This is a genomic window from Synechococcus sp. A15-60 (genome assembly GCF_014280095.1).
Lineage (GTDB): Bacteria > Cyanobacteriota > Cyanobacteriia > PCC-6307 > Cyanobiaceae > Synechococcus_C.
The window spans coordinates 1,821,822-1,837,691 of record NZ_CP047933.1; the positions used below are offsets into that span (position 1 = coordinate 1,821,822).

At 60.7% G+C, this 15,870-nt stretch carries 21 protein-coding genes; 7 read left to right on the forward strand and 14 right to left on the reverse strand.

Annotated elements, in window-relative coordinates; genetic code table 11:
• Nucleotides 1–12 precede the first annotated feature (12 nt).
• Nucleotides 13–699, forward strand: coding sequence for a GAP family protein (locus tag SynA1560_RS10000; RefSeq protein WP_186500415.1), 687 nt, complete (start codon nucleotides 13–15; stop codon nucleotides 697–699).
• Here SynA1560_RS10000 and SynA1560_RS10005 read toward each other — a convergent pair.
• Genes SynA1560_RS10005 through folD form a run of 4 tightly spaced genes read right to left on the reverse strand, consistent with a single transcriptional unit; the run spans nucleotide 686 to nucleotide 4,537 of the window.
• Nucleotides 686–2,158 carry an AAA family ATPase gene (locus tag SynA1560_RS10005; RefSeq protein WP_186500416.1) on the reverse strand — a complete coding sequence of 491 codons (1,473 nt, stop codon included), beginning with the start codon at nucleotides 2,156–2,158 and terminating at the stop codon, nucleotides 686–688. The genes SynA1560_RS10000 and SynA1560_RS10005 overlap by 14 nt on opposite strands.
• Nucleotides 2,155–2,661: a divergent PAP2 family protein gene (locus SynA1560_RS10010; protein ID WP_186469140.1), complete on the reverse strand. Its 507-nt coding sequence runs from the start codon at nucleotides 2,659–2,661 to the stop codon at nucleotides 2,155–2,157. Before SynA1560_RS10010 ends, SynA1560_RS10005 begins: the two co-directional genes overlap by 4 nt.
• 2 nt (nucleotides 2,662–2,663) lie before the next feature.
• The gene (crtE, locus tag SynA1560_RS10015; protein ID WP_186469141.1) at nucleotides 2,664–3,602 is read right to left on the reverse strand and encodes a geranylgeranyl diphosphate synthase CrtE; all 939 of its coding nucleotides are present in this window, start codon (nucleotides 3,600–3,602) and stop codon (nucleotides 2,664–2,666) included.
• 53 nt (nucleotides 3,603–3,655) lie between these two features.
• Nucleotides 3,656–4,537, reverse strand: coding sequence for a bifunctional methylenetetrahydrofolate dehydrogenase/methenyltetrahydrofolate cyclohydrolase FolD (folD, locus tag SynA1560_RS10020; protein WP_186500417.1), 882 nt, complete (start codon nucleotides 4,535–4,537; stop codon nucleotides 3,656–3,658).
• A 59-nt stretch (nucleotides 4,538–4,596) separates the two neighbouring features.
• Here folD and SynA1560_RS10025 point away from each other — a divergent pair, with 59 nt between their 5' ends.
• Nucleotides 4,597–6,714 carry an HDIG domain-containing metalloprotein gene (locus SynA1560_RS10025; protein ID WP_186500418.1) on the forward strand — a complete coding sequence of 706 codons (2,118 nt, stop codon included), beginning with the start codon at nucleotides 4,597–4,599 and terminating at the stop codon, nucleotides 6,712–6,714.
• Here SynA1560_RS10025 and SynA1560_RS10030 read toward each other — a convergent pair.
• The 6 genes from SynA1560_RS10030 to SynA1560_RS10055 form a co-directional block, all read right to left on the reverse strand.
• Nucleotides 6,711–7,382 carry an RluA family pseudouridine synthase gene (locus SynA1560_RS10030; RefSeq protein ID WP_370523148.1) on the reverse strand — a complete coding sequence of 224 codons (672 nt, stop codon included), beginning with the start codon at nucleotides 7,380–7,382 and terminating at the stop codon, nucleotides 6,711–6,713. The genes SynA1560_RS10025 and SynA1560_RS10030 overlap by 4 nt on opposite strands.
• A complete protein-coding gene (locus SynA1560_RS10035; RefSeq protein ID WP_186469144.1) occupies nucleotides 7,346–7,744 on the reverse strand; it encodes a hypothetical protein in 399 nt (132 codons plus the stop codon). Before SynA1560_RS10035 ends, SynA1560_RS10030 begins: the two co-directional genes overlap by 37 nt.
• Before the next feature lie 40 nt (nucleotides 7,745–7,784).
• Nucleotides 7,785–8,102, reverse strand: coding sequence for a hypothetical protein (locus tag SynA1560_RS10040; protein WP_186469145.1), 318 nt, complete (start codon nucleotides 8,100–8,102; stop codon nucleotides 7,785–7,787).
• Nucleotides 8,103–8,110: 8 nt separating this feature from the next.
• Nucleotides 8,111–8,635 (reverse strand): hypothetical protein, encoded by a 525-nt coding sequence (locus tag SynA1560_RS10045; RefSeq protein ID WP_186500419.1) that lies wholly within the window; start codon nucleotides 8,633–8,635, stop codon nucleotides 8,111–8,113.
• A gap of 95 nt (nucleotides 8,636–8,730) precedes the next feature.
• Entirely contained in the window at nucleotides 8,731–9,030 is a 300-nt protein-coding gene (locus SynA1560_RS10050) for an MTH1187 family thiamine-binding protein (protein WP_186500420.1), read from the reverse strand.
• Nucleotides 9,031–9,114: 84 nt separating this feature from the next.
• Complete coding sequence (locus SynA1560_RS10055) at nucleotides 9,115–9,372, reverse strand: hypothetical protein (protein WP_186500421.1); 258 nt, start codon at nucleotides 9,370–9,372, stop codon at nucleotides 9,115–9,117.
• A gap of 83 nt (nucleotides 9,373–9,455) precedes the next feature.
• Between SynA1560_RS10055 and SynA1560_RS10060 the strand changes: the two genes are divergently transcribed.
• Both SynA1560_RS10060 and SynA1560_RS10065 read left to right on the forward strand, forming a co-directional pair.
• A complete protein-coding gene (locus SynA1560_RS10060; RefSeq protein ID WP_186500422.1) occupies nucleotides 9,456–9,926 on the forward strand; it encodes a hypothetical protein in 471 nt (156 codons plus the stop codon).
• A gap of 5 nt (nucleotides 9,927–9,931) precedes the next feature.
• Nucleotides 9,932–10,195, forward strand: a complete 264-nt coding sequence (locus SynA1560_RS10065) for a hypothetical protein (RefSeq protein ID WP_370523149.1) — start codon at nucleotides 9,932–9,934, stop codon at nucleotides 10,193–10,195.
• 30 nt (nucleotides 10,196–10,225) lie between these two features.
• Here the strand turns inward: SynA1560_RS10065 and SynA1560_RS10070 are convergent, their stop codons facing one another.
• The gene (locus SynA1560_RS10070; protein ID WP_186469150.1) at nucleotides 10,226–10,507 is read right to left on the reverse strand and encodes a 2Fe-2S iron-sulfur cluster-binding protein; all 282 of its coding nucleotides are present in this window, start codon (nucleotides 10,505–10,507) and stop codon (nucleotides 10,226–10,228) included.
• A gap of 104 nt (nucleotides 10,508–10,611) precedes the next feature.
• On the reverse strand, nucleotides 10,612–10,887 hold the full coding sequence (locus SynA1560_RS10075; RefSeq protein ID WP_370523150.1) for a Nif11-like leader peptide family natural product precursor: 276 nt from the start codon (nucleotides 10,885–10,887) through the stop codon (nucleotides 10,612–10,614).
• A 45-nt stretch (nucleotides 10,888–10,932) separates the two neighbouring features.
• On the opposite strand from SynA1560_RS10075, the gene SynA1560_RS10080 reads away from it, so the two are divergent.
• Both SynA1560_RS10080 and SynA1560_RS10085 read left to right on the forward strand, forming a co-directional pair.
• Entirely contained in the window at nucleotides 10,933–11,319 is a 387-nt protein-coding gene (locus SynA1560_RS10080) for a hypothetical protein (protein ID WP_186500423.1), read from the forward strand.
• Nucleotides 11,320–11,340: 21 nt separating this feature from the next.
• Entirely contained in the window at nucleotides 11,341–11,703 is a 363-nt protein-coding gene (locus SynA1560_RS10085) for a signal protein (protein WP_186500424.1), read from the forward strand.
• Here the strand turns inward: SynA1560_RS10085 and SynA1560_RS10090 are convergent.
• Together SynA1560_RS10090 and SynA1560_RS10095 are read right to left on the reverse strand one after the other, a co-directional pair.
• Nucleotides 11,693–12,538 carry a carbohydrate ABC transporter permease gene (locus tag SynA1560_RS10090; protein ID WP_186469153.1) on the reverse strand — a complete coding sequence of 282 codons (846 nt, stop codon included), beginning with the start codon at nucleotides 12,536–12,538 and terminating at the stop codon, nucleotides 11,693–11,695. The two genes, SynA1560_RS10085 and SynA1560_RS10090, sit on opposite strands and share 11 nt — an antisense overlap.
• 5 nt (nucleotides 12,539–12,543) lie before the next feature.
• Nucleotides 12,544–14,166 (reverse strand): 2-isopropylmalate synthase, encoded by a 1,623-nt coding sequence (locus SynA1560_RS10095; protein WP_186469154.1) that lies wholly within the window; start codon nucleotides 14,164–14,166, stop codon nucleotides 12,544–12,546.
• A gap of 128 nt (nucleotides 14,167–14,294) precedes the next feature.
• Here SynA1560_RS10095 and SynA1560_RS10100 point away from each other — a divergent pair, with 128 nt between their 5' ends.
• On the forward strand, nucleotides 14,295–15,863 hold the full coding sequence (locus SynA1560_RS10100) for a glycoside hydrolase family 57 protein (protein WP_186500425.1): 1,569 nt from the start codon (nucleotides 14,295–14,297) through the stop codon (nucleotides 15,861–15,863).
• Nucleotides 15,864–15,870 lie beyond the last annotated feature (7 nt).

The following is a 15,870-nucleotide window of genomic DNA, read 5'->3' on the forward strand; positions in this document are numbered from 1 at the left end:
CGGCCGGTTCTGATGAGCGACACCACCCTCTGGGCTGAATTGCTGGCCTACGGCACAGGCATTGGCCTATCCCCAATCCACATCGCCGTGCTGCTGCTGCTGCTGCTGGGCCCCCAACCGATCAAGAGAGGAGGCTGGTTCGTCGCTGGCTGGGTGGTGACCACCCTGTTGGCCGCGACACTGCTGGTGACAGTGGGACACACCCTTGTGCTGGACATGAGCCATGGTTCCCATCACCGCACCGGGCTGGATCTGCTGGCAGGTGGCGCCTTGATCGCCGTTGGCGGTCGTGAATTGATCAAATCAGCCACGGAAGGCGGTGAGCCACCGAGCTGGACGAAGGGCATTGACCGGTTTGTAGCTATGCCACTGCCACTGCTGCTGCTGCTGGGATCCGTCGGTGAGCTGGTGAGCCCCGATGATCTCGTGCTGTTCGCCAAATCGGCCGGCGTGGTGCTGTCTGCCCAGCTACCCACCTGGCAAGAAGCGGTGGGTCTGATCGCTTTCACGGTGGGCGCGAGTCTGTTTCTGCTGGCTCCCCTGATCGCTGTGATGATTGGTCGCGACAAGGTCATCCCTTTTCTGGAAAAGGGTAAAACTGTGCTCTTCACCCGCGGTGAACTGGTGGTGGGCGGCCTCAGCCTTGGCCTGGGGATCTACCTGGGATGGCAAGGCGTGAGCGGGCTCACTCTGACCTGAGTGCTGATGTCCAGCGCTCAGCCATCACCGCGGAAGGAGAACGGCCAGCCAGCCAGACCCCCTCTCTGGCACGACTGACCGCGACGTAAACAAGTTGCCGCCTTAAGGCCTGATCTTGCGGCCAGAACACATCATCCGCCACAAAAACCTCACCGAAACTGCTGCCCTGGCTGCGATGCACCGTGAGTACAGCGGCTGGCCCCAGCGACGCGAAAGCATCCCTGACAAGGAAGTATCGGCGCCACAACGACCGTCCACCGCGCTTGCCGGCTTCCCGTGCCTCCTGGGCCAGACGCTTCATCAGGGCATCCAACTGCTGCCTGGCCTGGCTACCGGATGGGGGCTGCAGGCGCAGATTGAGCTCCAATTCACCGCTGCGCACCCGGGCATTGAGAGTTTCGATGACGGGTGCCCCAAGGCCAGCCAGCGAGAGCTGGGTGTCACCAGCCACACCGAACTCCGCCAAGTCGCAGCGTTCCGGCGCTACGTCTTCCACCACCACCTCACGGTTGGAACCCAGCACCAGATCCGGCTCCTCACCGGTTTCACCATTATCCCGTGAAGCCGGGGCCATCACTGCCGTGCGGGTGATCAACACTTCACCAGGCAGCACCGCCATCTGATCGGCCATGTCGCCATGAATTGCCCGGCGGGCATGGGGCACGAGCGCCTCCAGACGGCGATTGGTGAAGCAAAGAATCCTTGCAGCATCGGGGTTATCGCAAGCCGCGGCCTGACGGAGGCCTTCCTTGGCTCGCTCTAGCCAGTCGTTGCGGTTTAACACCCCCACCTGGCCGAGCTCGGTGCGCACAGGCGGAATGATTGGTGGCACTTCACAGGGCAGCCGTCCATCGCGCAGGCAACTGGCCAGCTGCAATACAGGGCCCTGATGCCGCACGACCTGGCGCAAGCAGGCGGTGACAGCCCGATTCATGGCAAACACGGGGCTATCGCTCTCACCCACAGGCGGTAACTGGGCCGGATCACCAACAAACACCAAACGCGTCTTAAAGGGATGGGCGCATTGCAAGGCGATCGACAACAACGAGCTGTCGACCATCGAAGCCTCATCGATCAGCACCAATCCCAGATGTTCCAAGGCACCGGCGGTCTGCTCGGTGGCTTCACAGAGCTCCCGGTCCCCCTGGCGTTTGAGCTTCAGTCGTAACAAGCGATGAATGGTGGAGGGATACCAGGTCGGATGCAGGCCCTCGAGTGTGAGTGCCTGGCGCAGCACGCCGACGGCCTTGTGGGTAGGAGCAACCACGGTCCAGCACAGACCACTGGCCTCCACCTCACGCAACAGGCGCATGGACAGAAAGGTCTTGCCGCTACCGGCGAAACCGCTCAAAACAAACGGCAGGCCAGGATCCTTCTGCTGCAGCCAGTCAGAGAAGGCAGCAGCAGCATGGGTCTGATCCTGCGTAAGGCTCAGTTCGGCGTGGGGAGGCGATGTCACCCCAGGGCGTCGGTGATGGTGTGCGCCAACTGAAGCGGAGAACCCACAAAAGTCAGTCCGATCAAGGCGATCGCCGGCCCCATCAAGCTTCCTACCAACACTTCGGTGCGGGAATGTCCCAGCCGTTCCTTGAGTGGTTGTTCAGGAACTGTGTCCCACACGGCATCAGGCAGCGCATTCACCCGTTCCGCCGTGAAACCGGCGGAACGGCGAACACCACTGGCGTCGTACATCACCACGAATGCCACGGTGGCGGCCAAGGCAAACACGGCCGAGTTGAACCCCTCCTGCCAGCCCGCAGCCGCCGCAGTCCCGGTCACCAGAGCCGAGTGACTGGAGGGCATTCCTCCTGTTTCGATCAACACCGCGGGCCGCCACCGCCGGTGGAGCACCAGTTCAATCACCAGCTTGGAGAGCTGAGCCAGCCCACAAGCCGCAAGGCCCCAAGCCAAGACGGCGTTATCGAGAAACTGAAGCGGCATGGACACAGTCATGACCGCCATGATCAACGGTCGCGGCTAGCAACGTAATCAGCCAGGGCCAGAAGCGGTTGTGCCTTGTCTTTCCAGGGGTCGAGTACCGACTTGGCCTCCGCCACCAGCTCGAGAGCACGGGATCGGGATGACTCCAGGCCGAGAAGCTTCGGATACGTGGTCTTGTCTGCGACCAGATCCTTACCAGCGGTTTTACCCAGCACCTCGCTGCTGGCCGTGACATCCAGAATGTCATCAATGATCTGGAATGCCAGGCCGATGCCATTGGCATAGGTACGCATGGCCGACACCTGCTGGGCATCGGCACCACCAATCAAGGCACCAGTGACCACACAGGCCCGCAGCAGGGCTGCGGTTTTGTGCAGATGGATGTATTCCAGCGTTTCCAGGTCGACTTGTTTGGCTTCACTTTCCAGATCCACCACCTGGCCGCCCACCAGCCCTGGAGCACCAGACACCAGCGCCAGCTCGCCCACCACCTGGACCAGCCGATCGGGAGACACCCCTTCACTGCGGACCGCCACCATTTCGAAGGCACGGCTGAGCAGAGCATCACCGGCCAGAATGGCCATGGCATCGCCATAGACCTTGTGATTGGTCGGACGGCCTCGCCGCAAATCATCGTTGTCCATCGCCGGAAGATCGTCGTGGATCAGCGACATGGTGTGGATCATTTCCAGAGCCACGGCTGTGGGCATGGCCAGTGCAGCATCGCCCCCCACCAACTCACAGGCGGCGAGACACAGGATCGGACGCAAGCGCTTGCCCCCAGCCAGCAATGAGTAGCGCATGGATTCCCGCAGGGATTCCGGCCGCTCGGGCCCCAATGAGGCATCCAGAGCCGCTTCCACCCGTTCGCGGGCGCTGCTCAAGTAAACGTTGAAGTCAAAGCTGGGCTTGGGGTCACCCGACGGCGGAACACCCTCAGGACTTGTCGCCGTTGCGGTCATGGGGAACGCAATGCTGGCGGAATTCTGTCAGGCCACTGGCCAACCCAGGACCATCACTCGATCAGATCGGCAAGATCGTGATCGATCTGGTGTCGCCGACACCAGGCCACCACCGTGTTCACCAGAAGCATGGTGACTGTCATGGGTCCCACCCCCCCAGGCACTGGCGAGAGTGCTGCTGCAATCGGCTCCAGTTCGGCCGCTTTCACATCACCGCAGAGCCCACCCTCGGGTCTGCGATGGATACCGACATCCACCACTACGGTGCCAGGACTGACGTGGTCAGCCCCCAGCATTTCGGGACGACCGGCGGCCACGACCAGGATCTCGGCCTGACGGGTCACAGCGGCCAGATCGCGGGTGCGTGAATGCGCCACCGTGACCGTTGCATTGGCAGCCTGCAGCATCAGCGCCATGGGCTGGCCAACCAGGATGCTGCGTCCGACCACCACAGCCCGCTTTCCAGATGGATCAATGCCCTGACTGCGCAGCATCGCCATCACTCCGGCCGGGGTGCAACTGCGTGGCCCAGGTTCACCCTTGAGCAGCCGACCGAGATTCAGGGTGTGCAGTCCATCGGCATCCTTCTCCGGATCAATGGCAGCAAGCAATGGCGCTTCATCCAACCCCTCAGGAAGGGGAAGTTGCAACAGGATCCCGTCCACGCGCCCATCGGCATTGAGAGCACGGATGGCCTGCAACACCTGGTCTGCTGATGCATCAGATGGCAGGTGGGATCCGAAGCTGTCCACACCGATCCGGGCACAAGCCTTCTCCTTGTTGGAGACATACACCGCGCTAGCCGGGTCGTCCCCCACCCGCAAAACAGCTAATCCAGGTGGACGTCCCGCTGAAGAGCATGCGGATTGGATTTGCGTCTGCAAGCGCTGTTCGAGTTCTTTGGCCAGCGCCTTGCCATCCAATCTGAGGGCCATTGCCTTGTCATGCCATTGAATCCAGCATGCCGCTCCGGCAGAGCTAGCGTTTGGTCTGGATGCCGTCCATTGAGTTGCGCTCGCACCGCCTAACACGGCTCTGGAGATCCTGGCTAAGGAGCGAATCGCCACGTCGCCCCGTGCTGCGCTGGAACCGCTTGCAGACAGGTGCACTGCTGATCCTGTGTGGGCTGGTGGCGCTGGTTTCAAGCTGGCCATGGCTGGTGGAGCCAGATCTGCGACCGGGACTGACCGCTCCTTTCGATGCCGTAGCGCCCAAGGAAGCGCGGGTCGTGGATAGCGAAGCGCTGGAGCAACGCCGATCCAGCCTTGGGTCCAGCACCTTTGTTCAAGTGCTCAATCCCGCTGACAACCAGCAGATCCGCATGCGGCTGGAGCGGTATCTAAGCGAACTGGAACGGGTGGCCAATAGCGAAGAGGCCGAGCGTATCGGCCCCGTCAATCTCTCGGCCGATGAACAGCAATGGCTCCAACAACGCAACCCTGAACAAGGTCGCCAATGGGACATGGCCCTGCGCCGGGCCTTGGCACGCATGCTTAGCCAGGGACTGGTCAACAATCTCGCCCTGGAGCAGCTGCAGCAAGCGACGGCACTTCAACTCCAGGGGCTCGAGGACACCAAGAGCCCAGGAGCGCTCAGCCTGGGCAGCAAGGTGCTGACGACAACGCTTCAAGGCGCGAGCAATCTGCAAACCGACCCCCTGCGCAGCCAACGGCTGATTGAGGAATTGATCACGCAGCAGGGAATCCCCACGATTGAAGTGAGCAAGGGCGATGTGATCACACGGAAGGGGGAGCCAATCAGCTCTCAGGCCTACGACGTTCTGGATTTTTTCGGCATGGTCAATCGACGCCCCAAGCTGGGGCTGTGGATCAGCCATTTCACCGAAGCGCTTGCCGGCTGCGGTGTGCTGCTGCTGGTGATGCGCAGGGAACGTCCTTGCCTGGAGGCTCCCCACGGCTTGTTGGCGCTTGGGCTGCTACTGCTGAGCCAAGCCTGCAAGCTGTGGTTCGGAGCCTCGGTCAGCCCGCTGGCGGTGATCGTGCCGCCCACCTTGTTGTTGGCGCAAGGGTTAGGCACCACCAGTGCCTTGGCCTGGATGGCCATGGCCAGCTTGCTCTGGCCGACGCCTGTGACAGGACTGGGTGAGGGAAGACTGCTGATTGCTGCCGCGACAGCCACCGTTGCGGCCATTCAGGCGGGCCGCCTGCGCAGCCGTGCTCAACTCCTCCAATTGGCGGTGCTCTTGCCGATTGGGGCTTGGCTGGCCGAGCTGTTACTGCCTTCTCAAGGGGGCTTATCCCTCACTGGTTCGTGGATGCCGCTGCTCCCGAATGCAGGCGATCGAGCACCAGAAGCGTTGCTGCTCGGGCTGATGATGATGATGGCTATTTTGGTCATTCCTCTGCTCGAGAGCTCCTTCGGCCTCCTGACCCGGGCCCGGCTGATGGAGCTGGCCGACCAGGAGCGACCGTTGCTCCGACGGCTCTCTTCGGAAGCACCTGGCACCTTCGAACACACCTTGATGATCTGCGGACTCGCCGAGGAGGGAGCCCGTGCCATTGGTGCCGATGTTGATCTGATCCGCACGGGCTCGCTCTATCACGATGTGGGCAAGCTGCATGCACCCGACTGGTTCATCGAGAATCAGACCAGCGGGGAGAACCCCCATACCCGACTGAACGACCCTCTGGCCAGCGCCGGCGTACTGCAGGCCCATGTGGACGAGGGCCTCAAACTGGCGCGCCGTCACCGCCTGCCTCGCCCGATCGCCGACTTCATTCCTGAGCATCAGGGGACACTGAGGATGGGCTATTTCCTTCACCAGGCCCGCGAGAAGGATCCCAGCGTTGCGGAAACACGATTCCGTTACCACGGACCAACGCCACGTTCCAAAGAGACGGGGATCATGATGCTGGCCGATGGCTGTGAGGCCGCTCTGCGTTCCCTGCCACCCGACACCAGCGAACAGGAAGCCAGGAACACGGTCAAGCGGATCGTCGAAGCTCGGATTAGCGATGGTCAGCTGGCGCAGAGCAGTCTCAGCCGGGCTGAACTGGAGCTGGTCATGCACTCCTTCGTGCGTGTATGGCGACGGATGCGTCACCGCCGCATCCCCTATCCGATTCCTGCGAAACGACGGTTCTCCGCCTAAGCCCAGCTTGGGAATTGCGCCCTGACCCGCACACGACCACGGCCTTCAAAATTTGGGAAACTTAAGGCCAGCGCGTGCAACCGCATCGGCCCAAGGCCGCTGCTCTCGGAGCCTCCATAGATGGGATCACCAACAATTGGTGTTCCCATTGCTGCAAGATGGGCCCGCAACTGATGGGAACGGCCGGTCAGCGGGCGCAACCAAAGGCGGGTTAATCCAGGCATACGGGCATGTTGTCGCCAGAGTGTGCGACAGGGTTTGCCATCGGGGTGCGGGCCATAGCGCGGTGGATGCCTCTCCAGCCGAGCCAAGGGTTGATCCTGGCAACCCTGGTGCTTGCCAACCGTGCCCACCACATCAGCGAGATACAACTTCTGCACCAGGCGGGCCGCAAAGAGCGCACTCAGATCACGCAAGCTGTCTTGGTCGCGGGCCACCACCACCAGCCCTGAGGTGTCGCGATCCAGACGGTGCACCAAACGCAACCCCTTGCACTCGCGCTGGAGCCGCGTGATTAGCGAATCCTGCTGATGGGCCCCGAGTCCTGGCTGACTGAGCAGACCTGCAGGTTTCTGCACCACGAGAAAGCGTGGATGAGCAAGCACCAGCGGGATGCCAGACAGCTCACCCATCAGAGCCGGCCGCCCCGCCGGTGTTCGGAACGGCACCAATAGATCAGGGCCAGCAAGTGGAGCACGGCCAGTAGGACCGACCAAAGACCGATGGCAGGTTGAGCTCCCAAGGCCAGGCGAACGATGCCGTAGGGGAGGGCTCCCGCCAGGCTCATCGAGAGCGCCACGATCGCCAGAATTACGCCCCAGCGTCGCTGCGCCAACAGACCGGCACAGGCAACGATGCCGACGATCGTCGCTGGCCAGGCCAGGGAAAAAGCCAGGCTGATGTTGGTGGCCTGAAAACCGGCCGAGTGATCCGATCGAAAGGCCAGCACACCAATTGCAGGAAGCGCCAAGAGATTGGCCACCAGACCGATCCAGGTCATGAACCAGTAACCGCGCATCCGGGGACCCATAGAAAGCATGAACCGAAGCGCTCACCGTACGGTCTGCCGATTAATCGATGACCCCATCCGCGGATGCGGCTTCATCGTCCAGGTCGGTTTCAAGAGTCGCCAGAAGCAGATTGAGTGCGTCCTCGCGACTGAGCGACTCAGCGGACACCTGATTCATCCAACGTTGCGCGAGGCTCTCGATCTGATCCAATAACAACCCCGCATCGCGCAGCGCATCGGCCACACGCAGGGATGTCTGGTGATCCAGCTCCAGCGCATCCAGAACCACGTAGCGCTGGCCGTCCTCTCCGATGTAGGTCAGGCGGCCTTGCGCATCGAGCGTGGGTCCGGCGCAAGGGGTGATGGGTTCCTCCTTCATGGCAGTCATCAAGGTGGGGAGAACGGTGATTCTTGAGGTGAGATGGGACCGCCCCCACGCAGCTCATCGGCACAGAAACTGCGGAACAACGCTTCCACCTCTGCAGGGGGCATGCCCTGCACAAGGCGTGCCTCGATCTCATCACGGCGCTGAGACTGGTGATAGAGCCTCAGCTCCTGGAACGCCAAAGTGGATTGGGCTTCAATCCTCGCCAATGCATGGCCCACCTGATGGTCCTCCAGCAGCGGCGCACCGTGGCAATGCTGCATCACGTGGGCAGACTCATGGGCCAGCACCACCCAAACCTGCAGCGGATCATCCTCGAGGTTGTTGGCACACAGAAGCAGGGCATTCTGGGGAGCATGAAACGCCCCGAGCAGCGTCTCTGGACAATCCTTGGCCACCATCGTGTCTGTACCCGCTTGCCGAATCAGAGCGGCATAGCGACCGATGCGATCCCACGTGTCCGCCTTGGCGCGGCCTGGATGGAAAGGGGCCAACAATGCCAGCACCAGCGCGACAGCGACAGGCACCCGACTTGGTGGAGGAAGACCCAGCAAAGCGAAGCATCCAATCCCTGGTCTTATTCAAGACGCGCTGGACAGAATTGGCATCCCTTTCGTCAAATTCAAGGCGCCAATCGGCGCACACTCTCCACCTTGTCGCGAAACGACTGGACGCGATCGATCCGGGTGTTCACCCGCAACGAAGCATGCAAACGCGGCACCCCCTCAGCGTGAAGCCGCACATGGCAGGCCTTCACGCAGGCGAAAACGGCATCCCAATCACCCTCAATCGCGGTTCCATCAGGCCCCAATTGATGCTCGAGCCCTGAGGACTCAATCACCTCCTGACACATCGCCACATAGGGAGCCAGAGAAACACCAACCCCAAGCGGCACCAGGCAGAGATCAACACTCACTTTCATGGCTCGCGCCTTTCACACCCGACCATGCTTGATCTGGAAGCCAGAGGACGCAAGGCCCCTTTTCAACGAGCCATCATGCATTCCTTATCGACCACCGCCAAGCTCCGGCTCACTCGTTAAACAAGCACTGGGATATCCGAGCGTGCGCCACTCACCACATCGGGTTTGCACCTCAAGCGCCATGCCACGCTCACAAACAGAAAGGGATCGTCCCTGACCGGCACACCAGCGACTGGCTGCCGCCTCAGCAGCCGCCACAGACTCGTATGGGGCATCCAGCACTGGGTGCGGTGTTCCATCCAGCGCCACGAGCCTGTACATCGGGCGACCGGAATCGGGCATGTCCACTTCTGCATCTGTCTACAGTGTTTCACGGCACAGGCGGTCCCGCCATCCCGGATGCTGAACCGAGCCGCCTTCACGCGATGCCTAGCCAAGTCCTCGCTGACGCCTACGAGGCACTGCTCACTCGAGCTCCTGCGCCTCTCTTTGCTCGTGCCAGGAGGCTCTACCTCGACAAGTACTGCCTGGAAGGGCGGGACACCGAGAGTCCGCTTCGCCTTTTCGTGGCCCGAGAACAGCTTCATGAACAGGTCCAACCGGACCAGGACGCAGGCCCCAATGGACGGATCGCCACACTCACCTCCGAAACGAGAGAACTGGCGCTGGTTCATTGGCAACAGGACTCACCGCCGGACCCTGACCTCATCGAGATGTACCTCAACAATCATTGGCAATGCCAGCCGACGCTGATGATGCCAAGCGAGCAGCGCTGGTTTCGCAATAGCGGCTACCAGATGCGCCTGACCCTCTCCGATCCGCTGATCTGGATTCGCAGCACCCGCTACCAAGAGACGGAGAATCAATCGATCAACGAAAAACCCACAAAAAGCTGAAGTGGATGACACCAGCCACAGAGAGCTGGCTAGGCATTGATCAGGACAAGATGACATCCGTGATGAGAACGCAACGCCTTGAGCGCTACGTCCTTCGCCATGAGGGCACAGGTGACTATTTGCGCGTTAACGAGGAGAGTCAAGAAATTGAACGCAGCACCAATCCTGAAATGGCGTGGGAATTCCACACCCATGACGGTGCTGTCACCCATGCCATCTGGATCGGCCAAGTGTTCGGTCAGACGCCCGACGTGGTGAGGATGGATTAAAGATTTGGTGAGCGAGGCCCACCAAGTTGATCAGAGCTCGTCTTCCACCTCGGCCTTGATGGTGCAATCCGATAGCGGATAGCTCACACATAGCAGGGCAAATCCGTTGCCCATCTGTTCATCATCAAGAAAGCTCTGGTCGGTCTGATCAACGCTTCCAGAGATCACTTTTCCAGCACAGGTGCTGCAAGCTCCAGCGCGACAGGAATAAGGAAGATCAATTCCTTGCTCTTCTGCTGCGTCCAGAATGTATTGGTCATCCGCACAGGAGAAATCTTTGCCGCCCTCAAGGGTGATGGTGAAAGTAGCCATGAACCTGAAAACACCAAACCGTTCGTAGGTGGTGTGACGCCATCCAGACACACCGGTCAGGAAACTCAGACGCAAATCACGGGCGATGGTCTCAAGGGTGAACTTCAGCCCTGGATGAAATGGCGCAGGCGTCTGGACTCATCAGCCATGCGTCGCTGCAACTCGGTAGACGACACCGTCGACTCTTCTCGCTGCTGCGCCAGGAAAACATCCTCTTCCGTAATCACCAGATCACGTTCACGTCCGAGCGCGATCAGGGTCTCCAACGACAAGGGCTCCGACAAACGTTGCGCCAGTTCAGGCTCATCCTTTCGACGTTGCAGCAGGGCATCGAGATCCTGAAGAGACAAGGGCAGCAGCCTCACGTGCACAGAACTCATTTCATCAGACCATTGCTAGACATCGCAAAAGTGCTGCTACGCCCAATGGCATTGGACCGTCTGAGCACCGCTGCACGGAGCCTTGGAACCAGCCTGATCAGGCTCGACCTCGGTCGGTCCGCCATGCAGGCCGCCTGCCGTGTTCTGCCACCCGTTGGCGGTGACGGCAACAGTGACCCTCTCAACAAACGGGTGGGAAACGCCAAGAACATCGGCCACACCCAATGGAACACCGATTTCGCAGTAGACGGTCCTTCCACGAGCTCCAAGCCAGTCTTCACCGCCGATTCATTCGCCAGCAGCGGGGCCAAGATATTGAGGCCTCCTACCATCACTCAAGGCAGACAGATCAATCAGGTGAAGTTCAAGAACGGTGCTGGCAGCGATCCCAGTTCCACAGGATTCAGCTGCCAAAGATCCGTTCAAACTTGAAACTGAGCCGCCGAACCTCCCATGCAACAACGCCTTTGGCTCATCCTTCCCACCGCGGGGATCCCACTGCTGATTGTTTTGTTTGTGGTGCTCTGGCAAGCCGTTCAACGCCAGAATTTGATGTTGCAGGAGCTCGTCGATCGCGTCGAAAAGTTGGAAGGGTTTGACCGCGCAGAGCAAAAAACCAGTCAAGAGCTCCTCCAACAGCAGCTAGGCGCCCTACAAGCCCGGCAACGGCGACTGCAGGGAAAGATCTTCGATCTTGAGAGCTGGCGCAGCGGATCACGAGAACGCGAGCGAAGGTTGCTGGAGCGACTCAACCCTGGCCCCTTCCAAAGTCCGGACACTCTGCAAGCACCACCGGAGCCCAGCATCAACCCTTAACGGCATCACCGCTGGCACTGGGAAGAATGAAACGCTGCAAAAGAATGAACAACAGCAGCACCGGAAGAATCGACACCACCGAGCCGGCTGCGACCATCCGCCAGTCCAGGGAAAAACTGCTGGCCAACTGCTGAAGACCCAAGGGCAGTGTGAACAGCTGTGGATCATCAAGGATCACAAGCGGCCAAAGGAAATCACTCCAAGTGCCGATGAACACGAACATCGCCAGGGTGATCAGGTCGGCACGCGCAGCCGGAATCATCACGTTCCACCACTCCCCGAGCTTGCTGCAACCATCCATTCGGGCTGCTTCCTCGAGCTCCACAGGCACACCTAGAAAGCTTTGGCGAAGGAGATAAAGCCCGAAGGCGGTCGCGGCCTGCGGGATCACCAAGGCCAGCAACGTGTTGCGCAGTCCCAGCTGAACCATCAGCAGGTAAAGCGGAATCATCACCACCTGGAAGGGAATCAGAATCGTGGCGACCACTAGCCCAAGAACGAGGCCACGACCGGCGAAGCGCATGCGCGCAAGGGGATACGCCGCCAATGAGCAGAAGAGAAGGTTGGCCACCACCGCCACCAGGCTCACGATCGCGCTGTTGAGCAAATAACGACCCAGAGGGTTGTCCTGAAACAAACGAACGTAGGCATCAAGACTGGGCTGGGCGGGAAGTAGTGCCGGAGGGCTCGTAAAAATGTCCTCCGCCTGTCCTTTGAGCGAAGTGCTCACCAGCCAGAGCAGGGGCACCAAAACGGCCAGCGCCAGAAGGATCAGAACCAGAAGCTGAAGCAGAGCACCGAGACGAACGCCGGCACGGCCTGGGGATGCCTGCATCAACGTCAACGTGCTGGGCTCGAATCCAGGGGGGCCGCATCCCGCTGAGGATGCAGAGCCGGCTGGGCCGCGGCGGCGACAAGACGGTTGAGCGCATTCACAAAGGCCTGAGCCGCTGCCACCACCACATCGGTGTCAGCGGAATGACCGGAATACAGCTCCCCATCGCGTCGCAGGCGGATGGTGACCTCACCCATGGCGTCAATGCCTTCGGTCACAGACTTGACTGAAAACTCCACCAGCTCATTCGGCTCCCCAGCCAAGGCATTCAGCGCTCGGCAAACGGCATCCACCGGTCCAGTCCCGATGGAGGCCATGGTTTGCTCTTCTCCATCCTCATCCGCCAGGGTGACGGTGGCGGTTGGGCTGAGGCTGCTCCCGCAGCTCACTTGCACCAGCTTCAGCTGGTAGCGAGCTTCCGGTTGCTGCACCTGCTCGCTGACGATCGCTTCAAGATCACGGTCGGTGATCTCTCGTTTGCGATCGGCCAAATCCTTGAATCGCGCGAAAGCATCGTCGAGATCCTCCCGACTGAGGTTGTAGCCCAGCTCTTCCAGACGGGCACGCACGGCACTGCGACCACTGAGTTTGCCGAGGGAGATCCGGTTGTCGCTTAAACCAACAGTGCGTGCGTCGACAATCTCATAGGTGAGGCGATTCTTGAGAACACCATCCTGGTGGATTCCGGATTCATGAGCGAAGGCATTGGCACCAACGATGGCCTTGTTGGGCTGCACCACCATGCCGGTGAGATTGGACACCAGACGAGAGGTCTTGGTGATCTCTTCGGTGCGCACCGCCGTGAGCGGGGTCGGTGAATCTTCTTCACGCCCAAAGTAGGGATTGAAGAAGCGGCGTCGCACGTGCAACGCCATCACTAACTCTTCCAAAGCCGCATTTCCAGCCCGCTCCCCAATGCCGTTGATCGTGCATTCGAGCTGACGCGCACCGTTTTTCACCGCCTCGAGGAAGTTGGCCACCGCCAGCCCCAGGTCGTTATGGCCATGCACGGACAACACCGCATCCGCAATGTTCGGCACATGCCGGTCAATACCAGCAATCAGCGCACCGAATTCGCTCGGGGTGGTGTATCCGACAGTGTCTGGGATGTTGATGGTGCTGGCACCGGCTGCAATGGCAGCTTCGATCACCTCGTACAGGAACTCCGGATCACTGCGGCCGGCATCCTCGCAGGAGAACTCGACGTCATCCACCAGGGAGCGGGCGTAGGCCACCATGTCGGGGACGATGGCGAGCACCTCCTTACGGCTCTTGCGCAGCTTGTGCTCTAGATGGATATCGCTGGTGGCGATGAAGGTGTGAATCCGCCTACGGGGTGCAGGCGCCACGGCATCCGCACAGGCTTTGATGTCGCCACGGGAGGCCCTAGCCAGTCCGCAAATCACTGGTCCGTTGTCGCCGCCCACCTGCTGGGCGATGCGTTGCACAGCAGCAAAATCTCCGGGACTGGCGAAGGGGAAACCAGCCTCGATCACATCCACTCCGAGCCGGGCGAGCTGTTGAGCAATCGCCAGCTTTTCTTCGAGGTTGAGGCTGGCTCCAGGAGACTGCTCACCATCCCTGAGGGTGGTGTCGAAGATCAGAACGCGGCCTGGATCGTGGGCCATGGCGGAAGCCTCGACGCGATTTAGTCGGAATGACTATGAGTTAGGCCAGTCTAAGCGAGTGTGCGTGTCGATTCTTGCGAAACCCGCAAGGAATACCGGTACATTCACACGGTTGATGGGACGGGACCGTGGCACCCGGAGCACTCGCTCTTGTTCTGCACGCACACCTTCCCTATGTCCGGGCAGAGGAAGAACACTCTCTAGAAGAGGACTGGTTCTTCCAAGCGCTGATCGAGTGCTATCTACCGCTGCTGGAGACCCTGGAGGCAGCAGCAGCCGATCCGCAGCTGGCACCCGAACTCACCATGGGGGTTTCACCCACCTTGCTGTCGCTGCTGTCGGATCGAACCCTGCAGCAGAGGTTCCCCGCCTGGATTGAGGCCCGCCTCAGCCTGTTGAACCAAACGCCAGACAACCGCAAGGACGCCGCCGATCACCTGGCTGACAGCTTCCAACGCCACCTGAGCTCCTGGCATCAGTGTGAAGGCGATCTGATCGGTCGCTTCGCAGGCCTCCAACGCCAAGGTGTGCTGGATCTGCTCACCTGTGGTGCCACCCATGGCTACCTGCCCCTGCTGCGCGAGCATCCGGAGGCGGTGCGTGCACAACTCCGCACGGCTGTGCGGGAGCATCACCGGCTTTTGGGAGAACGCCCACTGGGAATCTGGCTGCCGGAATGCGCTTACTACGAAGGTCTTGACCACTGGATGCGGGATGCGGGTCTGCGCTACGCCGTCCTCGATGGGCATGGTCTACTCCACGCCGAACCTCGACCGCGCTACGGCGTCTACGCCCCAATCGTGAGCCGTCAAGGCGTGGCGTTCTTTGGCCGGGATAGCGACGCCACGCTTCCGGTTTGGTCCGCCAAGGATGGCTATCCAGGAGATCCTTGGTATCGGGAATTTCACCGGGACCTTGGCTGGGATCTCCCAGCGGAAACCGTTGCCGCCGAGGGGCTACCCACCGGCAGACCCCTTGGCCTGAAGCTGCACCGCGTCAGCAATCCCAGCAGTGGGCTCGATGGCAAGCAGCCTTACCAACCCAACCGGGCCATGGAACGCACCTGCGAGCATGCCCAGCATTTCCTCCAAGGTCGTCGTCAACAACTGGATCGGTTGCAGGCAGGCATGGCCATCGAACCCCTTCTCGTGGCGCCCTTTGATGCCGAACTGTTTGGCCATTGGTGGTTCGAAGGTCCCCGGTTCCTGGCGGAGCTGTTTCGACAGGGACCCAGCGAAGGCATTCGCTTCACCAGTCTGCGCAGCGTGCTGAATGCCCAACCCAATCTGCAACTGTGCAATCCCTGTCCCTCCAGTTGGGGGCGTGGTGGTTTCCACGATTACTGGCTCAACGAAACCAATGCGTGGATCATTCCTGAATGGAGCCGGGCCGGCCGCGCCATGGTGGAGCGCTGCAGCCGAGGCGTTGGCAGCGAATCGGATCTGCGCCTGCTGCATCAAGCAGGGCGAGAGCTTCTCTTAGCGCAGTCGTCGGACTGGAGCTTCATCCTGAGAGCAGGGACCACCACAGAACTGGCGAAGGAACGCATCGAACGTCACCTCCAGCGTTTTTGGCGTTTGATGGCGGCCATCGATGGCCGCGAGGATCTTCAGGAGAGCTGGCTGGATGAACTGGAACGGGAGGATGCGCTGTTCCCGCTCATTCAGCCTGCAGATTGGGCCAGGGCCAGTCCTTAACCCTCCG